Raw genomic sequence first — 18,757 nt, forward strand, 5'->3', positions numbered from 1 at the left:
AGCCGCCCGGTGCGGACACCGGGCGGCTTCGGTCGAGTCAGGGGCGCAGGCCCGCAGCGACCGGCTTGAAGCCGGCGCGGATGTTCTCGCAGCAGCCCGGGCGGCACACGTCGTACCAGGGACCGAGATCGGTGACGTGGGGGCGCTCGGACTTCGGCGTCCCCGCCAGGCGCTCCTCGACGAGGTCGACCAGACCCGACACGTACGCCGGGTCGACGCCCGGGGTCGGCGTGCGGACGGCCCGGATGCCGGCTTCTTCGGCCGCCTCCATCGCCTCGGTGTCGAGGTCCCACAGCACTTCCATGTGGTCGCTGACGAAGCCGAGCGGCACGATGACGACAGCCTCGGCTCCGCGACCGGGGAGCTCCGCGATGACGTCGTTGACGTCCGGCTCGAGCCACGGCTGCGAGGCCGGGCCGGAGCGGGACTGGTACACCAGCTCCCAATAGACGTCGGCCACCGAGGCGGCGACCTCGGCCATGACGTACGCGGCGACGGCCTTGTGCTGAGCCTCGTAGGCGCCGCCTTCGCCGAAGTCGACGTCCCGCGGGCCGGAGCGCTGCGCGTCGGCGGTCGGGATCGAGTGGGTCGAGAACAGCACCCGGATCTTCTCGGCGGCGATGCCGTCGGCGACGTACGCCGACACGGCATCCTTCACGCCCTCGACGAAGGCCGAGACGAAGCCGGGGTGGTCGAAGAACTGGCGGACCTTGTCGATCGTGACGGTCTCGCCGAGTCCGGTGGCCTCCAGCACGCGGGCGTAGTCCTCGCGGTACTGGCGGCAGCTCGAGAAGGAGCTGTAGGCGCTCGTCGCGATCGCCAGGAGCGTCGTGTCGCCGGCCTCGGCCGCCTCGGTGACGGCCTCTTCGAGGTACGGCGCCCAGTTGCGGTTGCCCCAGTAGACCGGCAGGTTCAGCCCACGCCGCGCGATCTCGGCCTCCAGCGCCGCCTTCAGCTCGCGGTTGTGCTGATTGATGGGGCTCACTCCGCCGAAGTGACGGTAGTGGTGAGCGACCTCTTCGAGGCGCTCATCGGGGATGCCGCGCCCGCGCGTGACGTTGCGCAGGAACGGGATGACGTCGTCCTGTCCCTCGGGACCGCCGAAGCCGGCGAGGAGGATGGCGTCGTACGCCACGGGCGTCTCGACCCATTTGGGTCCGGATGCCGCGGCGGGAGACGCGTACAGGACGGTCTCGGGGCTGGTGTCCGTATCGATCGTGCTCACCCCCACATCTTTCCACCTACGCGGTGAGCCCGACCGTGGGATGTCTCGACAGTAGGCTTATACGGTTGTCGTCGGCGCCAGCAGCGTCATCCGCGACGATCCACCCTCATCCACGGGAGAACGCCAGTGCCAGGAGAGAACCTCACCCGCATCGAAGCGCAGGAGCGCCGCGCGATCGTCGACACGCACGAGTACGACGTGCACCTCGACCTGACGCGGGGCGACGAGGTCTTCGGTTCGGTCACGACCGTCCGCTTCGCCGCGGCCGAGGGCGCTTCGACCTTCATCGACCTGATCGCCCGCACGGTCAACTCGGTGACCCTGAACGGTCGCACGATCGACCCCGCCGCCGCGTTCGCCGACTCGCGCATCGCGCTGGACGGACTCGAGGCCACGAACGAGCTCGTCGTCGACGCCGACTGCGAGTACACCAACACCGGCGAGGGCCTGCACCGCTTCGTCGACCCCGTCGACGGCGAGGTGTACCTCTACTCGCAGTTCGAGGTGCCCGATTCGCGGCGTGTCTTCACGGTGTTCGAGCAGCCCGACCTCAAGGCCGCGTTCACCTTCACCGTGACCGCTCCCGCCGCGTGGAAGGTCGTCTCCAACTCCCCCACTCCCGAGCCGGTCGAGCTCGGCGACGGCGCGGCACGGTGGGAGTTCCCGCCCACGCCCCGCATCTCCTCGTACATCACCGCGCTCGTCGCGGGCCCGTACGAATCCACATTCTCGGAACTCACGAGCGCCGACGGCCGCGTCATCCCGCTCGGCGTCTACGCCCGCAAGAGCCTGTGGCAGTACCTGGATGCCGATTACGTCTTCGACAAGACCCGTCAGGGCTTCGCGTACTTCGAGGAGAAGTTCGGCTTCCCCTACCCCTTCGCCAAGTACGACCAGCTCTTCGTGCCGGAGTTCAACGCAGGCGCGATGGAGAACGCCGGCGCCGTCACGTTCACCGAGACGTACGTCTTCCGGAGCAAGGTCACGGATGCCGTCAAGGAACGCCGCGTCGTGACGATCCTGCACGAGCTGGCGCATATGTGGTTCGGCGACCTCGTGACCATGAAGTGGTGGAACGACCTGTGGCTGAACGAGTCGTTCGCCGAGTGGGCGTCGACGATCGCGACCGCCGAGGCCACCGAGTGGAAGGCCGCATGGACGACCTTCAACGCGATGGAGAAGACCTGGGCCTATCGCCAGGACCAGCTCCCCTCGACGCACCCCGTCGTCGCCGAGATCACCGACCTCGAAGACGTCCAGGTCAACTTCGACGGCATCACGTACGCCAAGGGCGGGTCGGTTCTCAAGCAGCTGGCCGCGTGGGTCGGCATCGAGCAGTTCTTCGCCGGTGTCGCCGCGTACTTCCAGAAGCACCAGTGGTCGAACACCGAGGTCGGCGACCTCCTCGCCGAGCTCGAGGCCACGAGCGGCCGCGACCTCGGCGACTGGGCGAAGAAGTGGCTCGAGACGGCGGGCGTCAACACCCTCTCCCCCCTTATCGAGCAGGACGAGCACGGGTCGATCACGCGCTTCGCGATCGTGCAGACGGCACCGTCGGACTACCCGACGATCCGTCCGCACCGCCTCGCGGTCGGGTTCTACTCGCTCGACCGGTCCGGTCGCCTCGAGCGCGTGCACCGCGCCGAGCTCGACGTGGACGGTGACCGCACCGAGGTGCCCGAGATGCGCGGCATCCGTCGTCCCGACCTCGTGCTCCTGAACGACGACGATCTCGCTTACGCGAAGATCCGTCTCGACGAGCGGTCGCTGGCCACGGCGATCGCGCACCTGAAGGACATCGCCGACCCGCTGGCTCGCTCGCTCGTCTGGGGCGCCGCATGGGACCAGACCCGGGATGCCGAGTCCTCGGCGACCGACTACATCGATCTGGTGCTGCGCAACATCGGCGCCGAGACGGAGTCGACCACCGTCCGCACGACCCTCGCCCAGCTGCAGCTCGCCGCCAACAGCTACGTCGCCCCCGCGAAGCGCGCGGAGGCCCGTGAGCGGGTCGCCGACGGGCTGTGGGAGCTGGCCCAGGCTGCCGAGTCCGGCAGCGACAGCCAGCTGCAGTTCGTGACGGCCTTCGCGTCGGCCGCGGCCACGCCCGCCCACGTCGAGACCGTCCGGGCGCTGCGCGACGGTGAGACCGTGCTCGAGGGTCTCGAGATCGACACCGACCTGTCGTGGCAGCTCCTCGTGGCCCTCGCCGCGGGCGGATCCGTCACCGCGGCCGACATCGACGCGGCGCGCGCGGCCGACAACACGGCCAAGGGCGGCGAGTTCGCGGCCCAGGCCCGGGCCGCCCTGCCCTCCCACGAGGCGAAGCAGGAAGCGTGGAGCTCGCTCATCGATCGGGCGGACGCCCCGAACACGATCGTGCGCGCGGCCGCTCTCGGCTTCACCCACCCGGCCACGGTCGACGTGCTGGCCGATTTCGTCGAGCCGTACTTCGCGATGCTGCTGCCGATCTGGGAGAGCCGCAGCTACCAGATCGCGCAGTACCTCATCGTGGGGCTGTACCCCGCGGCCCTGGCGAACCGCGCGCTGCGTGACGCCACCCGCGCCTGGCTCTCGTCGCACTCCGACGCGGCGCCGGCGCTGCGCCGCCTGGTGAGCGAGAACCTCGCGGGCGTCGAGCGCGCGCTCGCGGTGCAGGAGCGCGACGCGCAGTAGGTCGAGTCCTCGTACGCCCCCTTCCCGCTCCGGCGGGAGGGGGCGTACGTACGTCTGGAGATGTACGTACGGGGCAGGGATCAGCCCTGCGGGGGACGCGCCGGTGTGGGAGTGATTCCTAGCCTGGACACATGATCGTCGCAGACCACCTCACCAAGCGCTACGGCACACGCACGGCCGTGTCCGACGTCTCCTTCACCGTGCCGCCGGGCCGGGTCACGGGCTTTCTCGGGCCCAACGGCGCCGGCAAGTCGACCACGATGCGCATGATCGTGGGGCTCGACCGCCCCACCGCCGGCAGCGTCACCGTCAACGGCACCCCCTACGGCCGCCTCGCGGCTCCCCTCACCGAGGTGGGTGTGCTGCTGGACGCCAAGGCCGTCCACACCGGGCGCTCGGCCCGCAACCACCTCCGGGTGATGGCGGCCACGCACGGCATCGACCGCCGTCGTGTCGACGAGGTCATCGACCTCACCGGCCTCGCCTCGGTCGCCGACAAGCGGGCCGGCGGCTTCTCGCTGGGCATGGGGCAGCGACTGGGGATCGCCGCGGCGCTGCTCGGCGACCCCCACACCCTCATCCTCGACGAGCCCGTCAACGGGCTCGACCCCGAGGGCGTGCGCTGGGTGCGCGAGTTCGTCCGTCACCTGGCGGCCGAGGGACGCACCGTGCTGCTCTCCAGCCACCTCATGAGCGAGATGGCCCAGACGGCCGACCATGTCATCGTCCTCGGTCGTGGCGCGGTCCTGGCCGACGCACCGTTGAACGACCTCGTGCGGTCGTGGACGTCCGAGACCGTCCTCGTCCGATCTCCCGACCTCGCGCGTCTCGTCGACGTCCTCTCCCCGACGGGGGTCACCGCGACCCTCGACGCGCCCGGGGTGGCCAGCCTCACGGGGGCGAGCGCCGCCGACATCGGCGATCTCGCCGCCCGCCACGGCATCCCCCTGCACGAACTGACCCCGCGCAACGGTTCCCTCGAGGACGCCTACCTCGCCCTGACCGACGACGCGATCGAGTACAAGACGAAGGAACTCGCATGACCGCCCTGACCTCCCCGCGCCGCGCCACGTTCACCCGGGCCGCCAGCGGGCCGACCTTCCTCCGCAGTCTGCGCAGCGAACTGCTCAAGCTCACGACCGTGCGCTCGACCTGGTGGGCCCTGGGAATCGGTGCCGCCCTGACGGTGGCCATCGCGTTCCTCTACATGTCGGCCGCAGAGGGCGGTAATCCGATCTTCGGGGTCCTCGTGTCGGCCCAGTTCACGATGCTCGTGGCCGGCGTGCTGGGCGCGATCGCCGTCACGGGTGAGTACGCCACCGGCATGATCCGCTCGACGATGACCGCGACCCCGCGGCGCGGGCAGGCCGCGCTGGCCAAGGCCGTCGCGATCGCCCTGGTCGTGGGAGCGGCGACCGTCCTGACCTACCTGATCGGTCTCGCGGTCACGATTCCCACGGCGTCCACCGCCGTGGTCTGGTCGGATCCGGCGCAGTCCCTTCTTCCCCTCGTGCTGGGTGTCTGCGCCATGGTCGTCTATGCGCTCATCGGCACCGGGTTCGGGCTGATCGTCCGCAACGGGGCCGGAGCGATCGCGGCGACCGTCGGAGTGCTGTTCGTGGCGCCGATCGCGGTGGGCCTCTTCCAACTCGGCGGGGAGTCGTGGCAGTGGCTCGTCGATCTCGGACGCTATCTCCCGGTCTCGGCGGGGTCGACGCTGACGGCGATTCCCACCGCGGACATCCTCGTCCCGGCGTTGACACTCGTCGCCTGGGTCGTCGGACTCGTCGGCATCGGCACGGTGCTGCTGCAGCGCCGCGACGCGTGACGTCGGATCAGTGAGGGATGCCTCGGTGCTCAGCGGGCACCGAGGCATCCCTCGTTAGCATGAACCCGATGTCTGTTCTCGCCTCCGCACCAGAGCCCTCCCCCAGCCCGACCTCGCCCTCCGACCTGGCCGACCCGTCGACGTGGGCGTGGATCGGCGACCGCCTGCTCGAGTTCGGCGGCACCGTGCTGCGGATCCTCGGGATCATCATCGGCGTGATCGTGGCTGCCTGGGTGCTCCGCGTCATCATCCGGCGCGTGGTGGACCGCATCGTCAACGGAGCCAAGAGCAAAGCGCGGGTCGATGACACGCAAGCCCTCGACCGCTCCCCCCTCAGCGCCGTCCGCCTCGTGCAGCGCACCCGCACGCTCGGCACGATCCTGCAGAACATCGTCAACGTCGTCCTCGTCGTGGTCGCCCTCGTGTGGATCGCCGGGATCGTCGCTCCCAACGCCCTGGCATCCCTCACCCTGCTCACCGCGGCGGTGGGTGCGGGACTCGGCTTCGGCGCTCAGAACATCGTCAAGGACGTGCTCAACGGGATCTTCATCGTCGCCGAGGACCAGATCGGCATCGGCGATGTCGTCGATCTGGGGCTGGCCACCGGCATCGTGGAGTTCGTCAGCGTGCGCATCACCCACGTCCGCGATGTCAACGGCACTCTCTGGTACGTCCGCAACGGCGAGATCACGCGGATCGGCAACATGTCGCAGGGGTGGTCGCGCGTCATCATCGATCTCGCCGTCCCCACGGATGCGGACATCGACGATGTCGAGAAGGCGATGCTCGGCGCCGCGAAAGCGCTGGCCAAAGAGACGAAGTGGCGCTCGCGCATCATCGAGCAGCCCGAGATCTGGGGCCTGGAATCCATCAGCGGCGACGCCCTCGTCATCCGGCTCGTGATGAAGACCCGGTCGAGCGCGAAGGACGATGTCGCCCGCGAACTTCGCGTGCGGCTGAAGCGCGCGATCGACGCGATGGGTCTGACGCTCCCGCAGCTGAACTCGATCGTCCTGACCGGCGCCGAGGGCGCGCAGAGCGTGCGCGGCGCCCACCCGCCCAAGACGAAGCCGACGCCGGTCACCACGGCGACGGAGCGCCCGGTGTGGCGCCCCCGGCGCCGCAAGCTCGCGGTGTCCGACACCGTCCTGGATCAGGACGCCGTCGCCGCCGAGATCGCGGCCGAGAAGGCGCAGCCGGGCCCGAAGAAGCCCCGGCCGGCCACGACGGACGCGGTCCCCGCCGCCGAAGCCTCGACCGGTCCGGCCGCACCTCCCGCCGCCGACGACGTGGTCAAGCCCACCCCTCCCGCCGTGCGGGCCGATGACGACGGAGCACCCGCGTGAGCGAACCGATCACCTTCTACGAGCAGGCCGGCGGCATGGAGACGTTCCGCCGACTGGTCGATGCGTTCTACCGGGGCGTCGCCGACGACGAAGTCCTCAAGCCGATGTACCCGGAAGAGGACCTCGGCCCTGCGGCGGACCGGCTGACCCTCTTCCTGGCGCAGTATTGGGGCGGCCCGTCGGAGTACAGCGAGAAGCGCGGGCACCCGCGCCTGCGGATGCGGCACATGCCGTTCCACGTCGACCCGGACGCCCGCGACCGGTGGTTGCGCCACATGCGCGCGGCGGTGGACGAGATCGCCCTCCCCCCGGCACTCGAGGCACCGCTGTGGGACTACCTCGAACGTGCCGCGCGCGCCATGGTCAACACGTTCGAGCCGCGCGGCATCGGTCCGGTGCAGGGCGGACGCCCCGCCACCGGGCTGCCCGTGAGGGCGGCGGAGACGCCCCGGCAGGACGGTGGCGCCCCGGTCGGCTGACCTCCGCCCTGCCTCGTCTCAGCGACCGAAGAAGTCGCCCAGGCCCGGCAGATCGAAGCCCGAGATCTGCTCGCCGATACCGCTGAGCCCCTCGCCGGCTCCCGAGAGGGCGTCCTGCGCTCCCCCGGCGACGTCGCCGAACGCGTCGGCTCCGAGCCCGGATGCCAGAGCCTCGACGTCGAGCCCTTCCGCGAGCCCGGCGAAGTCGACGCCCGCGTTCACCGCCTGAGCCAAAAGGGGTGCCGCGACCGCGCTCACGATCGCTCCGCCGGCCACGGCGGCGAGCAGTCCACCCGCGCCGATCACGCCGGCCCCGACGAGTCCGCCACGGCCCGCTCGCGCCAGCAGCGCCGACATCCGGCCGGGGCGCTGCGCCTCCGCACGGCCCGCCGCGCGGGCGAGGTCGGCGGGCGCGTCGCTGCGGGGACGCTCGTGCGGTGCGAACTCGGCATCCATGCGTCCCCGCACGTGCGCGCGCTGGGCCGGGGACAGGCGCTCGAATGCGTCGCGGTGCAGACGTTCCACCTGATCGGGGTCGGCCGTACGCAGGAGGTAGTCGTAGCGGGCGATTGCGGCGCGGTCCTCGGACGTCAGCGCCGCGGCCGCGGCCGCGGGCGGTGCATACCCGTGCCCCGGTGCCGCGGGAGTGGCGGAGGATGCCGCGGGAGCGTCACGGCGATCACCGGTGACGGCACCCGCGGCGGTACGGACCAGATCTCGCCAGTCCGTGCCTCCACCGGAGCCGGTCGACGACGCGGGCCGCGACGTGGACGCCTTGTCCACGGCACGGGAAGCGAGATCGAATAGACGGGAGAACTTCGACACGGGGATACCTCTCGACGGGCGGCAGGCTGCCGCGACGTCAAGGTCTCTTCCGTTCCGAGGAACCGGTGCCCCCGGAGCCCAACCGTGGGCTCGTGATGACGGGGACGCCGTCGAGGAATACTCCCCTTGCGTGGTTTCGACGGTACCGGCGGCGCCTATGAGGTCGCTGGGTCAGCGCCCCGTCGCCCGGACCGCGGTGAGTCCCGAACGCACCGGCCCGCGCACGAGGACATGCCCGCGGCCGAGCGTCGCCCGCGTCCACACCCCGCTCGTGCGGAGCACAGCCTGCTCGGCGCCCGCGATGAAGCCCAGAGCGTACGCCGCGAAGGCCGTGCCGAGCGGCAGACCCCCCAGCGCCTCGTCCGCCTGGCCCCAGATCTGCGCACGTACCGTCCGGACGACGTCCTCGCCGGGGTCGGCGGGAAGCGCGTCGGCGACGGCGGCGATCCCGTATTGTGCGCGCGCGGCCAGGACCGCGCTGTCGATCGCATCCGCCGGCTCCCAGCCACCGCGCGGTGGGGAGACGCCGGCCCACGCCGGCGCGCTCGCGATCTCGGGGAGCACGACCGCGGAGGCGTCGTCCGGCGCGAGCCGGAGCGCTGATGCCTCCACCACCAGGTCGCACTCCAGCTCCGGGTCGACGGCGGACACCCGGATGCCGAGCACCGTGGGCGTGGCATCCAGGAGTCCCCGTGGGGCGAGCGGCGCCGCCGTGGTCACGAGCACACCGCCCTCGGCGCGAAGACGCACGGATCCGTCACCGAGTCGGACGGCGCGGGAGGCGAAGGTCAGCAGGTCGGCTGACGCCTGCGGGTCGGGGAACAACAGGCGCGCGGACACCCGCCCTAAACTATCAAGAGGCGCAGAGCTCTGTGCCGGAACGGGAGGGAGCGTGACCGACGCCATCGACCCCGTCGCCTCGTTGCTCGCGGTGCTCGATCTCCGCGACGCGGGCGCACGGACCACCGAGGACATCTTCACCGGCGTGTCTCAGCCCATGCCGTTCGGCCGCGTCTACGGCGGTCAAGTGCTCGCGCAGTCCGTCGTCGCGGCCTCGCGGACGCTGCCGCCGGAGCGCACCGTGCACTCCATGCACGGCTACTTCCTGCGCCCGGGCGACCCGTCCGACGGGATCACGTTCTCGGTCGACCGCATCCACGACGGACGGTCTTTCTCGACCCGGCGGACCCAGGCCTTTCAGGCGGGCGTGCCGATCTTCTCGATGATCGCGTCGTTCCAGGACGACGGTCCCGGTCTCGAGCACGCGGAGCCCATGCCCGAGGGCGTTCCGCAGCCCGAGGATCTGCCGCCGATCGACGACGACGCCCTCCACCCGATGAGCCGACGCATATTCTCGGAGCGTCCCGTGGACGTGCTGCACGTGCCCTCGCCGGTCTACACCTCTGTCGAGGGCCCGCACGTTCCCCGACAGGCGGTGTGGATGCGCACGCGGCGCACGCTCCCCGACGATCCCGCGATCCACCGCGCCGCCTTGGCGTACCTGAGCGATCTCACGATCCAGGAGCCGATCCTGCGCGGCCACGGGGTGCCGTGGAACGCGCCGGGCTTGCGGGTGGCGAGCCTGGACCACGCGATGTGGTGGCATCGCCCCGGCCGGGCCGACGACTGGCTGCTGTACGTCCAGGAGTCGCCGAACGCGCGCGGCGGGCGCGGACTCTCGACCGGACGGATCTACACCCGGGACGGCATCCTGCTCGCGAGCGTCGCCCAAGAGGTCATGGTGCGGGTGCCGCAGGAGTAACGGCTCCGACCGGGGGTTCGAGTGCGGTCAGCGCCCCGCGGCGCGGCGGCGGTACTCGATGGGGGCGCCCACGTACGGAGCCCAGGCGCGGCGTTCGGTCTCGGTCCACCGAATCGGACGTCCGCTCGCCGTGTCGACGAGCACGACGACCGCGGTCGCCCGCGCGTAGAGCACGGGATCTTCGACGCCGATCGGGCTGAAGACTTCGAAGCAGATGTCGGCGCTGGAACCGCCCATGGCACCGATCCAGAGGCGCACGTCGAGCGGCCGCTGGCTGTACGGCACCGGGCGCAGGTACTCGATCTCTTGCCGAGCGATGAGGGTCGCCCGCTCTCCTCCGCTCTCGAGCACGTCCATGTCGAACACCGCCGTCGGCAGCGGGTCGCCGTCGTCGTCGCCGCGCCAGAAGGCGCGCAGACGCGCCTCTTCGAGGAGTTTGAGCATCGAGGTGTTGTTGACGTGCCCGAGCGCGTCGAGATCGCCCCACCGCAGCGGGATCGGCACGTGGAGGCGCCGGGGAGCGGTCTCCGCCGCTCCCCGGGCCTCTTCGCGGGACTCAGTCACGCGTGAGCTTGCGGTAGGTCGAACGCGACGGGTTGGCGGCATCCTGCCCGAGACGCTCGATCTTGTTGGCCTCGTACGCCTCGAAGTTGCCCTCGAACCAGTGCCACTGGTCGGGGTGCTCCTCGGTGCCCTCGTAGGCGAGGATGTGCGTCGCGATGCGGTCGAGGAACCACCGGTCGTGCGTGATGACCACGGCGCATCCGGGGAACTCCAGCAGGGCGTTCTCGAGCGAGCTGAGGGTCTCGACGTCGAGATCGTTGGTCGGCTCGTCGAGGAGCAGCAGGTTGCCGCCCTCTTTGAGCGTCAGCGCGAGGTTCAGGCGGTTGCGCTCACCACCCGAGAGCACGCCGGCCTTCTTCTGCTGGTCGGGTCCCTTGAATCCGAACTTCGACACGTACGCGCGCGACGGGATCTCGGTCTTTCCGACCGTGATGATGTCGAGCCCGTCGGACACGACCTCCCACAGCGTCTTCTCGGGGTCGATGTTCGCGCGCGACTGGTCGACGTAGCTGATCTTGACGGTCTCGCCGATCTTCAGCGTGCCGCCGTCGAGCGGCTCGAGACCCACGATCGTCTTGAACAGCGTCGTCTTTCCGACACCGTTGGGGCCGATGACGCCGACGATGCCGTTGGGGGGAAGGTTGAAGCTCAGGTTGCTGATGAGCGAGCGGTCGCCGAAGCTCTTCTCGAGCTTCTTGGCGTCGATCACGATGCTGCCGAGGCGCGGACCCGCGGGGATCTGGATCTCGTCGAAGTCCAACTTGCGCGTGCGCTCGGCCTCGGCGGCCATCTCTTCGTAGCGGGCGAGGCGGGCCTTCGACTTGACCTGGCGGCCCTTGGCGTTGGAGCGCACCCACTCGAGTTCTTCTTTGAGGCGCTTGGCGAGCTTGGCGTCCTTCTTGCCCTGGACGTCGAGGCGCTGGCCCTTCTTCTCGAGGTAGGTCGAGTAGTTGCCCTCGTACGGGTACAGGTGCCCGCGGTCGACCTCGGCGATCCACTCCGCGACGTTGTCGAGGAAGTACCGGTCGTGGGTGATGGCGATGACGGCGCCCTTGTAGGCCTTGAGGTGCTGCTCGAGCCAGAGCACGCTCTCGGCGTCGAGGTGGTTGGTGGGCTCGTCGAGCAGCAGCAGGTCGGGCTTCTGCAGCAGCAGCTTCGCGAGGGCGACGCGGCGGCGCTCACCACCGGAGAGCGGCACGACGGAGGCGTCGGCCGGCGGGGTGCGCAGGGCGTCCATCGCCTGCTCGAGCTGGGAGTCGAGGTCCCACCCGTCGGCGGCGTCGATCTCTTCCTGCAGGGTGCCCATCTCGGCGAGCAGCGCGTCGAAGTCGGCGTCGGGGTCGGCCATGAGCGCGGAGATCTCGTTGAAGCGATCGAGCTTCGGCTTGATCGCGACGCCGTCCTGGATGTTCTCGAGCACCGTCTTGCTGTCGTCGAGCTCGGGCTCCTGCATGAGGATGCCCACCGTGAAGCCAGGGCTCAGCCGCGCCTCGCCGTTGGACGGCGTGTCGAGGCCAGCCATGATCTTGAGGATCGTGGACTTACCCGCACCGTTCGGGCCGACCATGCCGATCTTGGCGCCGGGCAGGAACGACATCGTGACGTCGTCGAGGATGAGCTTGTCGCCCACGGCCTTGCGGGCGCGGACCATGGAGTAGATGTATTCGGCCATCGAGGAGTACCACCTTCGATCGGGGATGAGGGCCGCGCCCTCCCGGGGCCGCGGAGTCGAATCTCAGCGGAGCGCCCGGGCGCGCAGAAGTCCCCTCCAGCCTAGCAACGACACCCTGAACGCCGACCGTCGGCGCGCACCGCGCCCGCGATCGCACATCGGCGCAAGACCGGCGGGCCGGTCACCAATCGATGGCGCGCGTCTGTCCGATGAGGCATCCCCCGGCGGTGAGCCCCGGCAGGACGGCGGCGACCGGATCGCCGATCGAGGGTCCGACCTGTCCGACGAGGCAGTCGTCCTGCCACCGGACCGAGAACTCGATGCTCTCGGCGGCGTTGCCGATCGTGGTCTGATCGGCCGTGACCTGCATGGCGGCCTTCTCGAAGCCGGCGGCCACGAGCGCGTCGACGTAGGCGCGGCCCGCGGCGCGGTCCGGGCCCGCCCACACGGTCCGGACGACCTGGGTGAACAGCGGGAGATTTTCGGCGGCCGAGCCGTCCGCGACGAACGACGGAGCGACGGGCGGCGCGGAAGACGACGCCGTCGGGGCCGACGCCGAGGGGGCCGTGACGGTGGGGGCGGCCTCCGGCGTGACGGGCGTGCACCCCGCCAGCGCCAGGGCCGCAGCCAGAGCCAGCAGTGCGGCCGGTCGTCGGTTCAGGCGGATCACCCGCCCGAGTCTACGGACAGGCCGCGCGCCCCTCGTCCCGCTCAGAACGGTGTCGGATCGCCGGCATCCACCAGTGCCGGTGTCGCGCGGGCATCGTCGGGATCCGGTGTCGTCGAGCCGTCCCTCGGATCAGCCGGCGACTCGCCCGGCACCGCCCACGCATCACCGTCGGCCGCGGACGTCGCCCCCTCGTCGGGTTCCCCACCGGTCTGTGCGCGGGAGCCGCGCGTGAAGACGGAGCTGCCCCAGCGCAAGTCGTGGCCGATCGCATCGGCGGTGATGTCGGCGCTCACGCCGCGCTTCGCCTCGGTCTCCCATTCCCGCAACCGGAGTCGTCCGGCGACGATCACCCGCTCCCCCTTGCGGAGGGACGCGAGCGCGTTGCGCCCCAGTTCTCCGAAGACCGAGACGGAGTAGTAGTTGGTGTGCCCGTCGACCCACTGTCCGCGTTCGCGGTCGAATCGGCGTTCGCTCACCGCCAGGCGGAACGCGGCGATCGGATCACCGCCCCGCGTGGCCCGCTCTTCGGGGTCGCCCACGACGTTGCCGACGAGGGTGATGTGGTCGCTCATGATGGTGTCCTCTCGTAGGTGTGCGCTCCGGCATCCGCGTGCCCGACGGATGCCGGAGCCACCGCCAGGATGACCGGGCTCGACCGGGCGGCGTGGGCCGGAACAGCACTTCCGTGGAGAACTCGCGCGGTCGCCGACCTGGGGAGGATTCGCACCCGATCCCCCCACGACGGGCCTCCGGCGAGCGGCGACCTCGGGGGCGGAGGCGATGTCGGAGGCCCCTCGTACCGTGAGGGCATGAGCACCGCACTGTGGAACGACCTCGCACCGGCGCCGCGCCCGGCCGGGTGGGGCGCGGCGACGCACGTCGCCGTCGGCCTGTGGCGCATCGCCGATCCGCGCGGCGTCGTCGTGGGCCACGTCCGTGCGATCGCCGCCGACGGCGGCTGGCGCTATGCGGCCGAGCGGTTCCACGGCGCGACCGGGCGGTTCCGTCGGCTCGGTGAGTTCTGGTCGGCCGCCGATGCCCTGGACTGCCTCCGCTACGCCCGGTGATCGGGCGGGACGGCGGTGCATGCTCGGCGCGTCCCCGGGGCCGACCGAGCCCCGCGCCTACCGCGGCGCAGGACGTCAGACCACCGCCGTCAGGTCGTCGAGCGCCGCGCCCGCCGTCGCTCCCCTCACGTCCTCCCACGCGGCGCGGAGGACCGCGACGGCTCGTTCGAGCGTGTGCGGCGCGGCGGTGAACGGGATCCGGAGCCGACGGTCGTGGCCGCCGTCGACGGCGAACCGCGAGCCGGCCGACAGCAGCAGACCGCGGGCGCGCGCGTTCATCACCAAGGGGGTACTCACCGGCTCACCGATACCGACCCACAGCGAGACGCCGCCGTTCACGGACGGGACGTCCCACTCGGGGAACGCGCTCGCGAGCGTGCCGACGAGCGCATCGCGTCCGCCGCGCAGCACGTCGGCGCGCTGCGCACTGATCTCGTCCAACCGACCGATGAGGCGGGCGGCGACGGCCTGCTCGAACTCGGGCGTACCGAGGTCGTGCACCGGTCGGCCGCTCGCCAGACGGCGAACGACGTCGGAATGCGCGCGCACCCAGCCGACCCGCAGGCCACCCCAGACGGTCTTGCCGAGGGATCCGACGCGGATGACGCGATCGAGGTCGGGAAACGCGGTCCCCGTCGTCCTTCGATCGATGTCGAGCTTCGATGTCGTCTCGTCGAGCACCAGGAACGTGCCCGCTCGTTGCGATCCGTCGACGAAGGAGTCCACCTCCCCCGGGCTCATCGTGCGGCCCGTGGGGTTCTGGAAGTCCGGCATCAGGTAGGCAAGAGCGGGGAGCACGCGGGCGAACGTCTGCGCGGCGCGATCGAGATCCCATCCGTCGTCGGTCGAAACCGGAACACCGACGAGCCGCGCGCCCGCGGCACGGAAGGCGTCCGCCCCGTGCGGATAGGTCGGCGTCTCGATCAGCACCCGATCGGCGCGGGACAACAGCACCGAGGCGATGAGGTGGAGCGCACTCTGCGCACCGGTGGTCACGAGGATCTGGTCGGCGCGCGTGGGCAGCCCGCGGTCGCGATAGCGCTGCGCGATCGTCTCGCGCAGATTCGGGTCGCCGACCACGTCGTAACCGGTGCGGGCGACGAGGGCGGCGGCATCCCGCGCCACCTCCGAGATCACCGCCGGAAGACCGGGCCATGCCGGTGGACTCGCCTGCTGCAGGTCGATCACACCGTCGCGGCGGTCATCCGCCCCGGGGTCGTTGCGGCGCAGGGGCAGAGTGACGCTGCCGCTTCCCCGGAGGCTCTCGATGTGCCCGGAGTCTCGCAAGCTCCGGTAGGTGGCAGCCACGGTCGTGCGGCTGAGGGCCAGCGCCGCCGCAAGCTCGCGCTCCGCCGGAAGCGCCGTGCGAGGGGCGATGCGATTGTCGAGACAGAGCAGACGGATGCCGTCCGCCAGCGATTCGTAGGCGGGGCCGCGGCCGCGCCACCCGCCGAGCGCTTGCGCGAGGGCACGCGCTGAGATCCGGGAGTCCATGGGGCCAGAATAGACCGATTGGACCTCTTGGCTACACCCAATCTCGTGATTGGATTTGGCCGTGGCATCCAGGATCCTTCGTCTTCTCATCGGCCTCGCCCTCTACGGATTCGGGTGCGCCCTGACCGTCGCCGCTGGACTGGGTGTCGACCCGTGGACCGTGTTCGCCGAGGGACTCTCGCGCGTGACGGGTGTGGGCGTCGGCTGGATCACGAACATCGTGGGCCTCGGTGTGCTGCTGCTGTGGATCCCGCTCCACCAACGGCCCGGGGTCGGCACGATCGCGAACATCCTCCTCGTCGGCACGAGCATGCAGCTCGCTCTCGGAGTACTTCCCCACCCGCACTCCCTCCTGTGGCAAGCCGCGATGCTGGGCGCCGGCGTCGTCACGGTGGCGGTGGCATCCGGCCTGTACATCGGTGCGCACTTCGGCCCCGGGCCGCGCGACGGTCTCATGACGGGCCTGCACGCCCGCTTCGGATGGCCGATCTGGGCGTGCCGCCTCGGCGTCGAGGGCACGGTGCTCGTCGCGGGGTGGCTGCTCGGCGGCACCGTCGGGATCGGGACGGTCGTCTTCGCGCTCGGCATCGGACCCCTCGTGCACGTGGCGCTGCCGCTCTTGGCCGCACCCGAGCCGCAGCGACGTCCTCGTCGCGCGGCCCGGGTGTGACGAGCGGTGGTCAGTGCTCCCGGAATTCGGGTCGGTCGCTCCCCGGCCTCAGGTGCGAGTGCAGGGCGTTCTTGGCGATCGCCATCGTGGGATAGACCCCGAGACGCTCGTCCTTGCCCGCCATGTGCACGGCATAGCCCTCGGCATCCTGCTGGATCTTGCCGACCACGCCGTTCGGCCCGTGGGCGACCCAGAGTCGTCGCGTCGTCGTCTCAGACATGTTTTCTCCTTTCGTTCGACCTGGCCGGAGAGTACGCCCGCGGGCGACGGCCCGCCAGGGGGTCGACCACGCCGTGCGCGGTCACCGATATCCTGGACCCCGACCCCCAGTAGCTCAGTGGATAGAGCAGCGGCCTTCTAATCCGCCGGTCGCACGTTCGAATCGTGCCTGGGGGACCGAGATGGCGACCGACCCCCTCACTAGACTGAAGGGATGGTAGGCGCATCTGAGAACGACCGGCTCGTGTGGATCGACTGCGAGATGACGGGCCTCGATCTCGCCGTCGACGAGCTCGTCGAGATCGCGATCGTCGTGACCGACTTCGAGCTGAACGTGCTCGACCCGGGTTTCCAGATCGTCATCAAGCCCGACGACTCGGCCCTGGCGAACATGGGCGAGTTCGTCACCGAGATGCACCGCTCGTCGGGTCTGCTCGACGAGATCCCGAACGGTGTGAGCCTCGCGGATGCCGAATTCCAGGCGCTCGAGTACATCCAGCGCTTCGCACCGCTCGAGGGCAAGGCACCGCTCGCGGGCAACACCATCGGCACCGACCGGATGTTCCTCGCGAAGTACATGCCGCGGGTCGACCGTTGGCTGCACTACCGCAACGTCGACGTGTCGAGCATCAAAGAACTCTCGCGCCGCTGGTATCCGCGCGCCTACTTCAACGCCCCGGCCAAGAACGGCGGCCACCGCGCCCTCGCCGACATCCTCGAATCCATCCGCGAGCTTGCCTACTACCGCAAGGCCGTCTTCGTTCCCGAGCCGGGCCCCTCGAGCGACGAGGCGAAGGCTGCCGCATCGTCGGTCGTTTCGTCGTTCGCGCGCGACGTATGACATAATCGTTCAGTTGTCCGCTGCGGCAGACACATGGTGGCTATAGCTCAGTTGGTAGAGCACCGCGTTGTGGTCGCGGGGGTCGCGGGTTCAAGTCCCGTTAGCCACCCCAGCATCGAAGGCCCGCCTCCCCGGCGGGCCTTCGTCATTCCCGCCGAGACCTCGCGGGACTCGTAGAATCGATCGGACGACGCGGCTCGGCATCCCGTCGCGATCGTCCGCTCAGCAGGGAGGCCTCATGCACGAAGACGTCGACGCGCTCCCTCCCCTCGACCTGGATGCGACCGCGTTCGAGGCCCTCGTCGTGGCCGAACTCGACCATCTCCCCGACGACATGGTCGACGGTCTCGACAACGTCGTCTTCGTGGTCGAAGACCGCCCGGAGGACGGATCGCTCGATCTGCTCGGCCTGTACGACGGGTGGGCGCTGACCGAACGTGAACGCTACGGCAGCGGCGAGCTGCCGGATCGGATCATCCTCTACCGCGAGCCGCACCTGGCCGCGTGCACCGACGAGGACGAGCTGCGCGACGAGATCCACACGACCCTGGTCCACGAGATCGCGCACTTCTACGGGATCGACGACGCCCGACTGCACGAGCTGGGGTGGGCGTGATGGCCGGTCTGGCATCTCCCGAGCTCGACGAACTCACCGAGATCGAGGTCGCTCCCCCGGTCTCGTGGCAGACCGTCGTCTGGAACGACCCGATCAATCTGATGAGCTACGTCGTCCACGTCTTCCGCTCCTACTTCGGTTTCGACGCGGACACCGCGCACCGTCTGATGCTCGCCGTGCACCACGACGGCCACGCGGTGGTCGCCCGTGGCCCGCGCGAGGTCATGGAAGTCCACGCTCAAGCCATGCACGACTTCGGCCTGTGGGCCACGGTTCGGAAGGACCCCGCATGAACGACCGCATCGTCGTCCTCGAGGTCAGCGGCCTCGAGGCACTGCACCTGGCGGGCATCGTCGGGCAGTTCCGCGACCTCGTCGTCGGTACCGGGCACGAGGACGACCCCGCGGTCGCGCGGCTCTTGCCCGACGCCTACCCCGACGACGAGGCCGCCAGCCGCGAGTTCCGCCGCCTCACCGGCGCCGACATGCTCGACCGCCGCGCCGAGGACGCGCGGACGGTCCTCGACACCCTGGGGATGGACGGCGTCGCCCTCGATCCGACGAGCGACCCCGACACGACGATCACGGTCGCGCTGGGCGAGAACGAAGCCCGCGCGTGGATGCGCACCCTCTCGGCGGTGCGCCTCGTGCTCGCCACGCGGCTCGGCATCCAGGACGACGACGACCATCGCCCGGATGACGCGCGCTTCGGCATCTACGACTGGATCGGCTACCGCTTGGATGGGCTCGTCACGGCGCTCGACCGGAATCTGGACGCCCCGCCGACCGAGCACTGAGGGCCCT

21 protein-coding genes and 2 tRNA genes are annotated in these 18,757 nt (G+C 70.4%); 14 read left to right on the forward strand and 9 right to left on the reverse strand.

Going from position 1 to position 18,757, the window contains the following annotated elements:
• Nucleotides 1-37: 37 nt before the first annotated feature.
• A complete protein-coding gene (locus tag AC3E6M_RS04510; protein WP_490529171.1) occupies nucleotides 38-1,225 on the reverse strand; it encodes a ferrochelatase in 1,188 nt (395 codons plus the stop codon).
• Nucleotides 1,226-1,351: 126 nt separating this feature from the next.
• Between AC3E6M_RS04510 and pepN the strand changes: the two genes are divergently transcribed.
• The 5 genes from pepN (at nucleotide 1,352) to AC3E6M_RS04535 (ending at nucleotide 7,554) form a co-directional block, all read left to right on the forward strand.
• On the forward strand, nucleotides 1,352-3,901 hold the full coding sequence (pepN, locus tag AC3E6M_RS04515; RefSeq protein WP_490529172.1) for an aminopeptidase N: 2,550 nt from the start codon (nucleotides 1,352-1,354) through the stop codon (nucleotides 3,899-3,901).
• Between the two features lie 131 nt (nucleotides 3,902-4,032).
• Complete coding sequence (locus tag AC3E6M_RS04520) at nucleotides 4,033-4,944, forward strand: ABC transporter ATP-binding protein (RefSeq protein WP_490529173.1); 912 nt, start codon at nucleotides 4,033-4,035, stop codon at nucleotides 4,942-4,944.
• A complete protein-coding gene (locus AC3E6M_RS04525; RefSeq protein WP_138172360.1) occupies nucleotides 4,941-5,729 on the forward strand; it encodes an ABC-2 transporter permease in 789 nt (262 codons plus the stop codon). Before AC3E6M_RS04520 ends, AC3E6M_RS04525 begins: the two co-directional genes overlap by 4 nt.
• A gap of 68 nt (nucleotides 5,730-5,797) precedes the next feature.
• The gene (locus AC3E6M_RS04530) at nucleotides 5,798-7,075 is read left to right on the forward strand and encodes a mechanosensitive ion channel family protein (RefSeq protein ID WP_490529174.1); all 1,278 of its coding nucleotides are present in this window, start codon (nucleotides 5,798-5,800) and stop codon (nucleotides 7,073-7,075) included.
• Complete coding sequence (locus AC3E6M_RS04535) at nucleotides 7,072-7,554, forward strand: globin (protein WP_490529175.1); 483 nt, start codon at nucleotides 7,072-7,074, stop codon at nucleotides 7,552-7,554. Before AC3E6M_RS04530 ends, AC3E6M_RS04535 begins: the two co-directional genes overlap by 4 nt.
• Before the next feature lie 18 nt (nucleotides 7,555-7,572).
• On the opposite strand, the gene AC3E6M_RS04540 is transcribed toward AC3E6M_RS04535, so the two are convergent.
• Together AC3E6M_RS04540 and AC3E6M_RS04545 are read right to left on the reverse strand one after the other, a co-directional pair.
• The gene (locus AC3E6M_RS04540; protein ID WP_490529177.1) at nucleotides 7,573-8,379 is read right to left on the reverse strand and encodes a cation-transporting ATPase; all 807 of its coding nucleotides are present in this window, start codon (nucleotides 8,377-8,379) and stop codon (nucleotides 7,573-7,575) included.
• A gap of 171 nt (nucleotides 8,380-8,550) precedes the next feature.
• Nucleotides 8,551-9,219: a DUF8185 domain-containing protein gene (locus tag AC3E6M_RS04545; protein WP_490529178.1), complete on the reverse strand. Its 669-nt coding sequence runs from the start codon at nucleotides 9,217-9,219 to the stop codon at nucleotides 8,551-8,553.
• A 52-nt stretch (nucleotides 9,220-9,271) separates the two neighbouring features.
• Here AC3E6M_RS04545 and AC3E6M_RS04550 point away from each other — a divergent pair, with 52 nt between their 5' ends.
• Complete coding sequence (locus AC3E6M_RS04550) at nucleotides 9,272-10,141, forward strand: acyl-CoA thioesterase (protein WP_138172364.1); 870 nt, start codon at nucleotides 9,272-9,274, stop codon at nucleotides 10,139-10,141.
• A 27-nt stretch (nucleotides 10,142-10,168) separates the two neighbouring features.
• Here AC3E6M_RS04550 and AC3E6M_RS04555 read toward each other — a convergent pair whose 3' ends face one another.
• The 4 genes from AC3E6M_RS04555 to AC3E6M_RS04570 form a co-directional block, all read right to left on the reverse strand.
• Nucleotides 10,169-10,705: an acyl-CoA thioesterase gene (locus AC3E6M_RS04555; protein ID WP_252370858.1), complete on the reverse strand. Its 537-nt coding sequence runs from the start codon at nucleotides 10,703-10,705 to the stop codon at nucleotides 10,169-10,171.
• On the reverse strand, nucleotides 10,698-12,377 hold the full coding sequence (gene ettA / locus AC3E6M_RS04560) for an energy-dependent translational throttle protein EttA (RefSeq protein WP_230007290.1): 1,680 nt from the start codon (nucleotides 12,375-12,377) through the stop codon (nucleotides 10,698-10,700). Before ettA ends, AC3E6M_RS04555 begins: the two co-directional genes overlap by 8 nt.
• Before the next feature lie 181 nt (nucleotides 12,378-12,558).
• Nucleotides 12,559-13,047: a DUF6993 domain-containing protein gene (locus AC3E6M_RS04565; protein ID WP_252370859.1), complete on the reverse strand. Its 489-nt coding sequence runs from the start codon at nucleotides 13,045-13,047 to the stop codon at nucleotides 12,559-12,561.
• 41 nt (nucleotides 13,048-13,088) lie between these two features.
• On the reverse strand, nucleotides 13,089-13,619 hold the full coding sequence (locus AC3E6M_RS04570; protein ID WP_171024130.1) for a single-stranded DNA-binding protein: 531 nt from the start codon (nucleotides 13,617-13,619) through the stop codon (nucleotides 13,089-13,091).
• Between the two features lie 237 nt (nucleotides 13,620-13,856).
• On the opposite strand from AC3E6M_RS04570, the gene AC3E6M_RS04575 reads away from it, so the two are divergent.
• Nucleotides 13,857-14,114 (forward strand): hypothetical protein, encoded by a 258-nt coding sequence (locus AC3E6M_RS04575; protein WP_171024131.1) that lies wholly within the window; start codon nucleotides 13,857-13,859, stop codon nucleotides 14,112-14,114.
• 75 nt (nucleotides 14,115-14,189) lie between these two features.
• Here AC3E6M_RS04575 and yczR read toward each other — a convergent pair whose 3' ends face one another.
• Nucleotides 14,190-15,608 (reverse strand): MocR-like transcription factor YczR, encoded by a 1,419-nt coding sequence (gene yczR, locus AC3E6M_RS04580; protein WP_490529180.1) that lies wholly within the window; start codon nucleotides 15,606-15,608, stop codon nucleotides 14,190-14,192.
• A 61-nt stretch (nucleotides 15,609-15,669) separates the two neighbouring features.
• On the opposite strand from yczR, the gene yczE reads away from it, so the two are divergent.
• Nucleotides 15,670-16,278, forward strand: coding sequence for a membrane protein YczE (yczE, locus tag AC3E6M_RS04585; protein WP_138172369.1), 609 nt, complete (start codon nucleotides 15,670-15,672; stop codon nucleotides 16,276-16,278).
• 10 nt (nucleotides 16,279-16,288) lie between these two features.
• Here yczE and AC3E6M_RS04590 read toward each other — a convergent pair whose 3' ends face one another.
• Nucleotides 16,289-16,498: a methyltransferase gene (locus AC3E6M_RS04590; RefSeq protein ID WP_138172370.1), complete on the reverse strand. Its 210-nt coding sequence runs from the start codon at nucleotides 16,496-16,498 to the stop codon at nucleotides 16,289-16,291.
• Between the two features lie 103 nt (nucleotides 16,499-16,601).
• Between AC3E6M_RS04590 and AC3E6M_RS04595 the strand changes: the two genes are divergently transcribed.
• The 6 genes from AC3E6M_RS04595 to AC3E6M_RS04620 all read left to right on the forward strand — a co-directional run bounded on the left by AC3E6M_RS04595 (nucleotide 16,602) and on the right by AC3E6M_RS04620 (nucleotide 18,750).
• Nucleotides 16,602-16,674, forward strand: a tRNA-Arg gene (locus AC3E6M_RS04595).
• A 37-nt stretch (nucleotides 16,675-16,711) separates the two neighbouring features.
• On the forward strand, nucleotides 16,712-17,338 hold the full coding sequence (gene orn, locus AC3E6M_RS04600) for an oligoribonuclease (RefSeq protein WP_138172371.1): 627 nt from the start codon (nucleotides 16,712-16,714) through the stop codon (nucleotides 17,336-17,338).
• Between the two features lie 36 nt (nucleotides 17,339-17,374).
• Nucleotides 17,375-17,450, forward strand: a tRNA-His gene (locus AC3E6M_RS04605).
• 126 nt (nucleotides 17,451-17,576) lie between these two features.
• Entirely contained in the window at nucleotides 17,577-17,954 is a 378-nt protein-coding gene (locus AC3E6M_RS04610) for a metallopeptidase family protein (protein WP_138172372.1), read from the forward strand.
• A complete protein-coding gene (clpS, locus tag AC3E6M_RS04615; RefSeq protein WP_138172373.1) occupies nucleotides 17,954-18,247 on the forward strand; it encodes an ATP-dependent Clp protease adapter ClpS in 294 nt (97 codons plus the stop codon). The genes AC3E6M_RS04610 and clpS overlap by 1 nt, the downstream gene beginning before the upstream one ends.
• The gene (locus AC3E6M_RS04620) at nucleotides 18,244-18,750 is read left to right on the forward strand and encodes a DUF2017 family protein (protein ID WP_138172374.1); all 507 of its coding nucleotides are present in this window, start codon (nucleotides 18,244-18,246) and stop codon (nucleotides 18,748-18,750) included. Before clpS ends, AC3E6M_RS04620 begins: the two co-directional genes overlap by 4 nt.
• Nucleotides 18,751-18,757 lie beyond the last annotated feature (7 nt).

The sequence above is a fragment of the Microbacterium sp. SCPM-O-B-15248 (M128) genome, assembly GCF_058214835.1.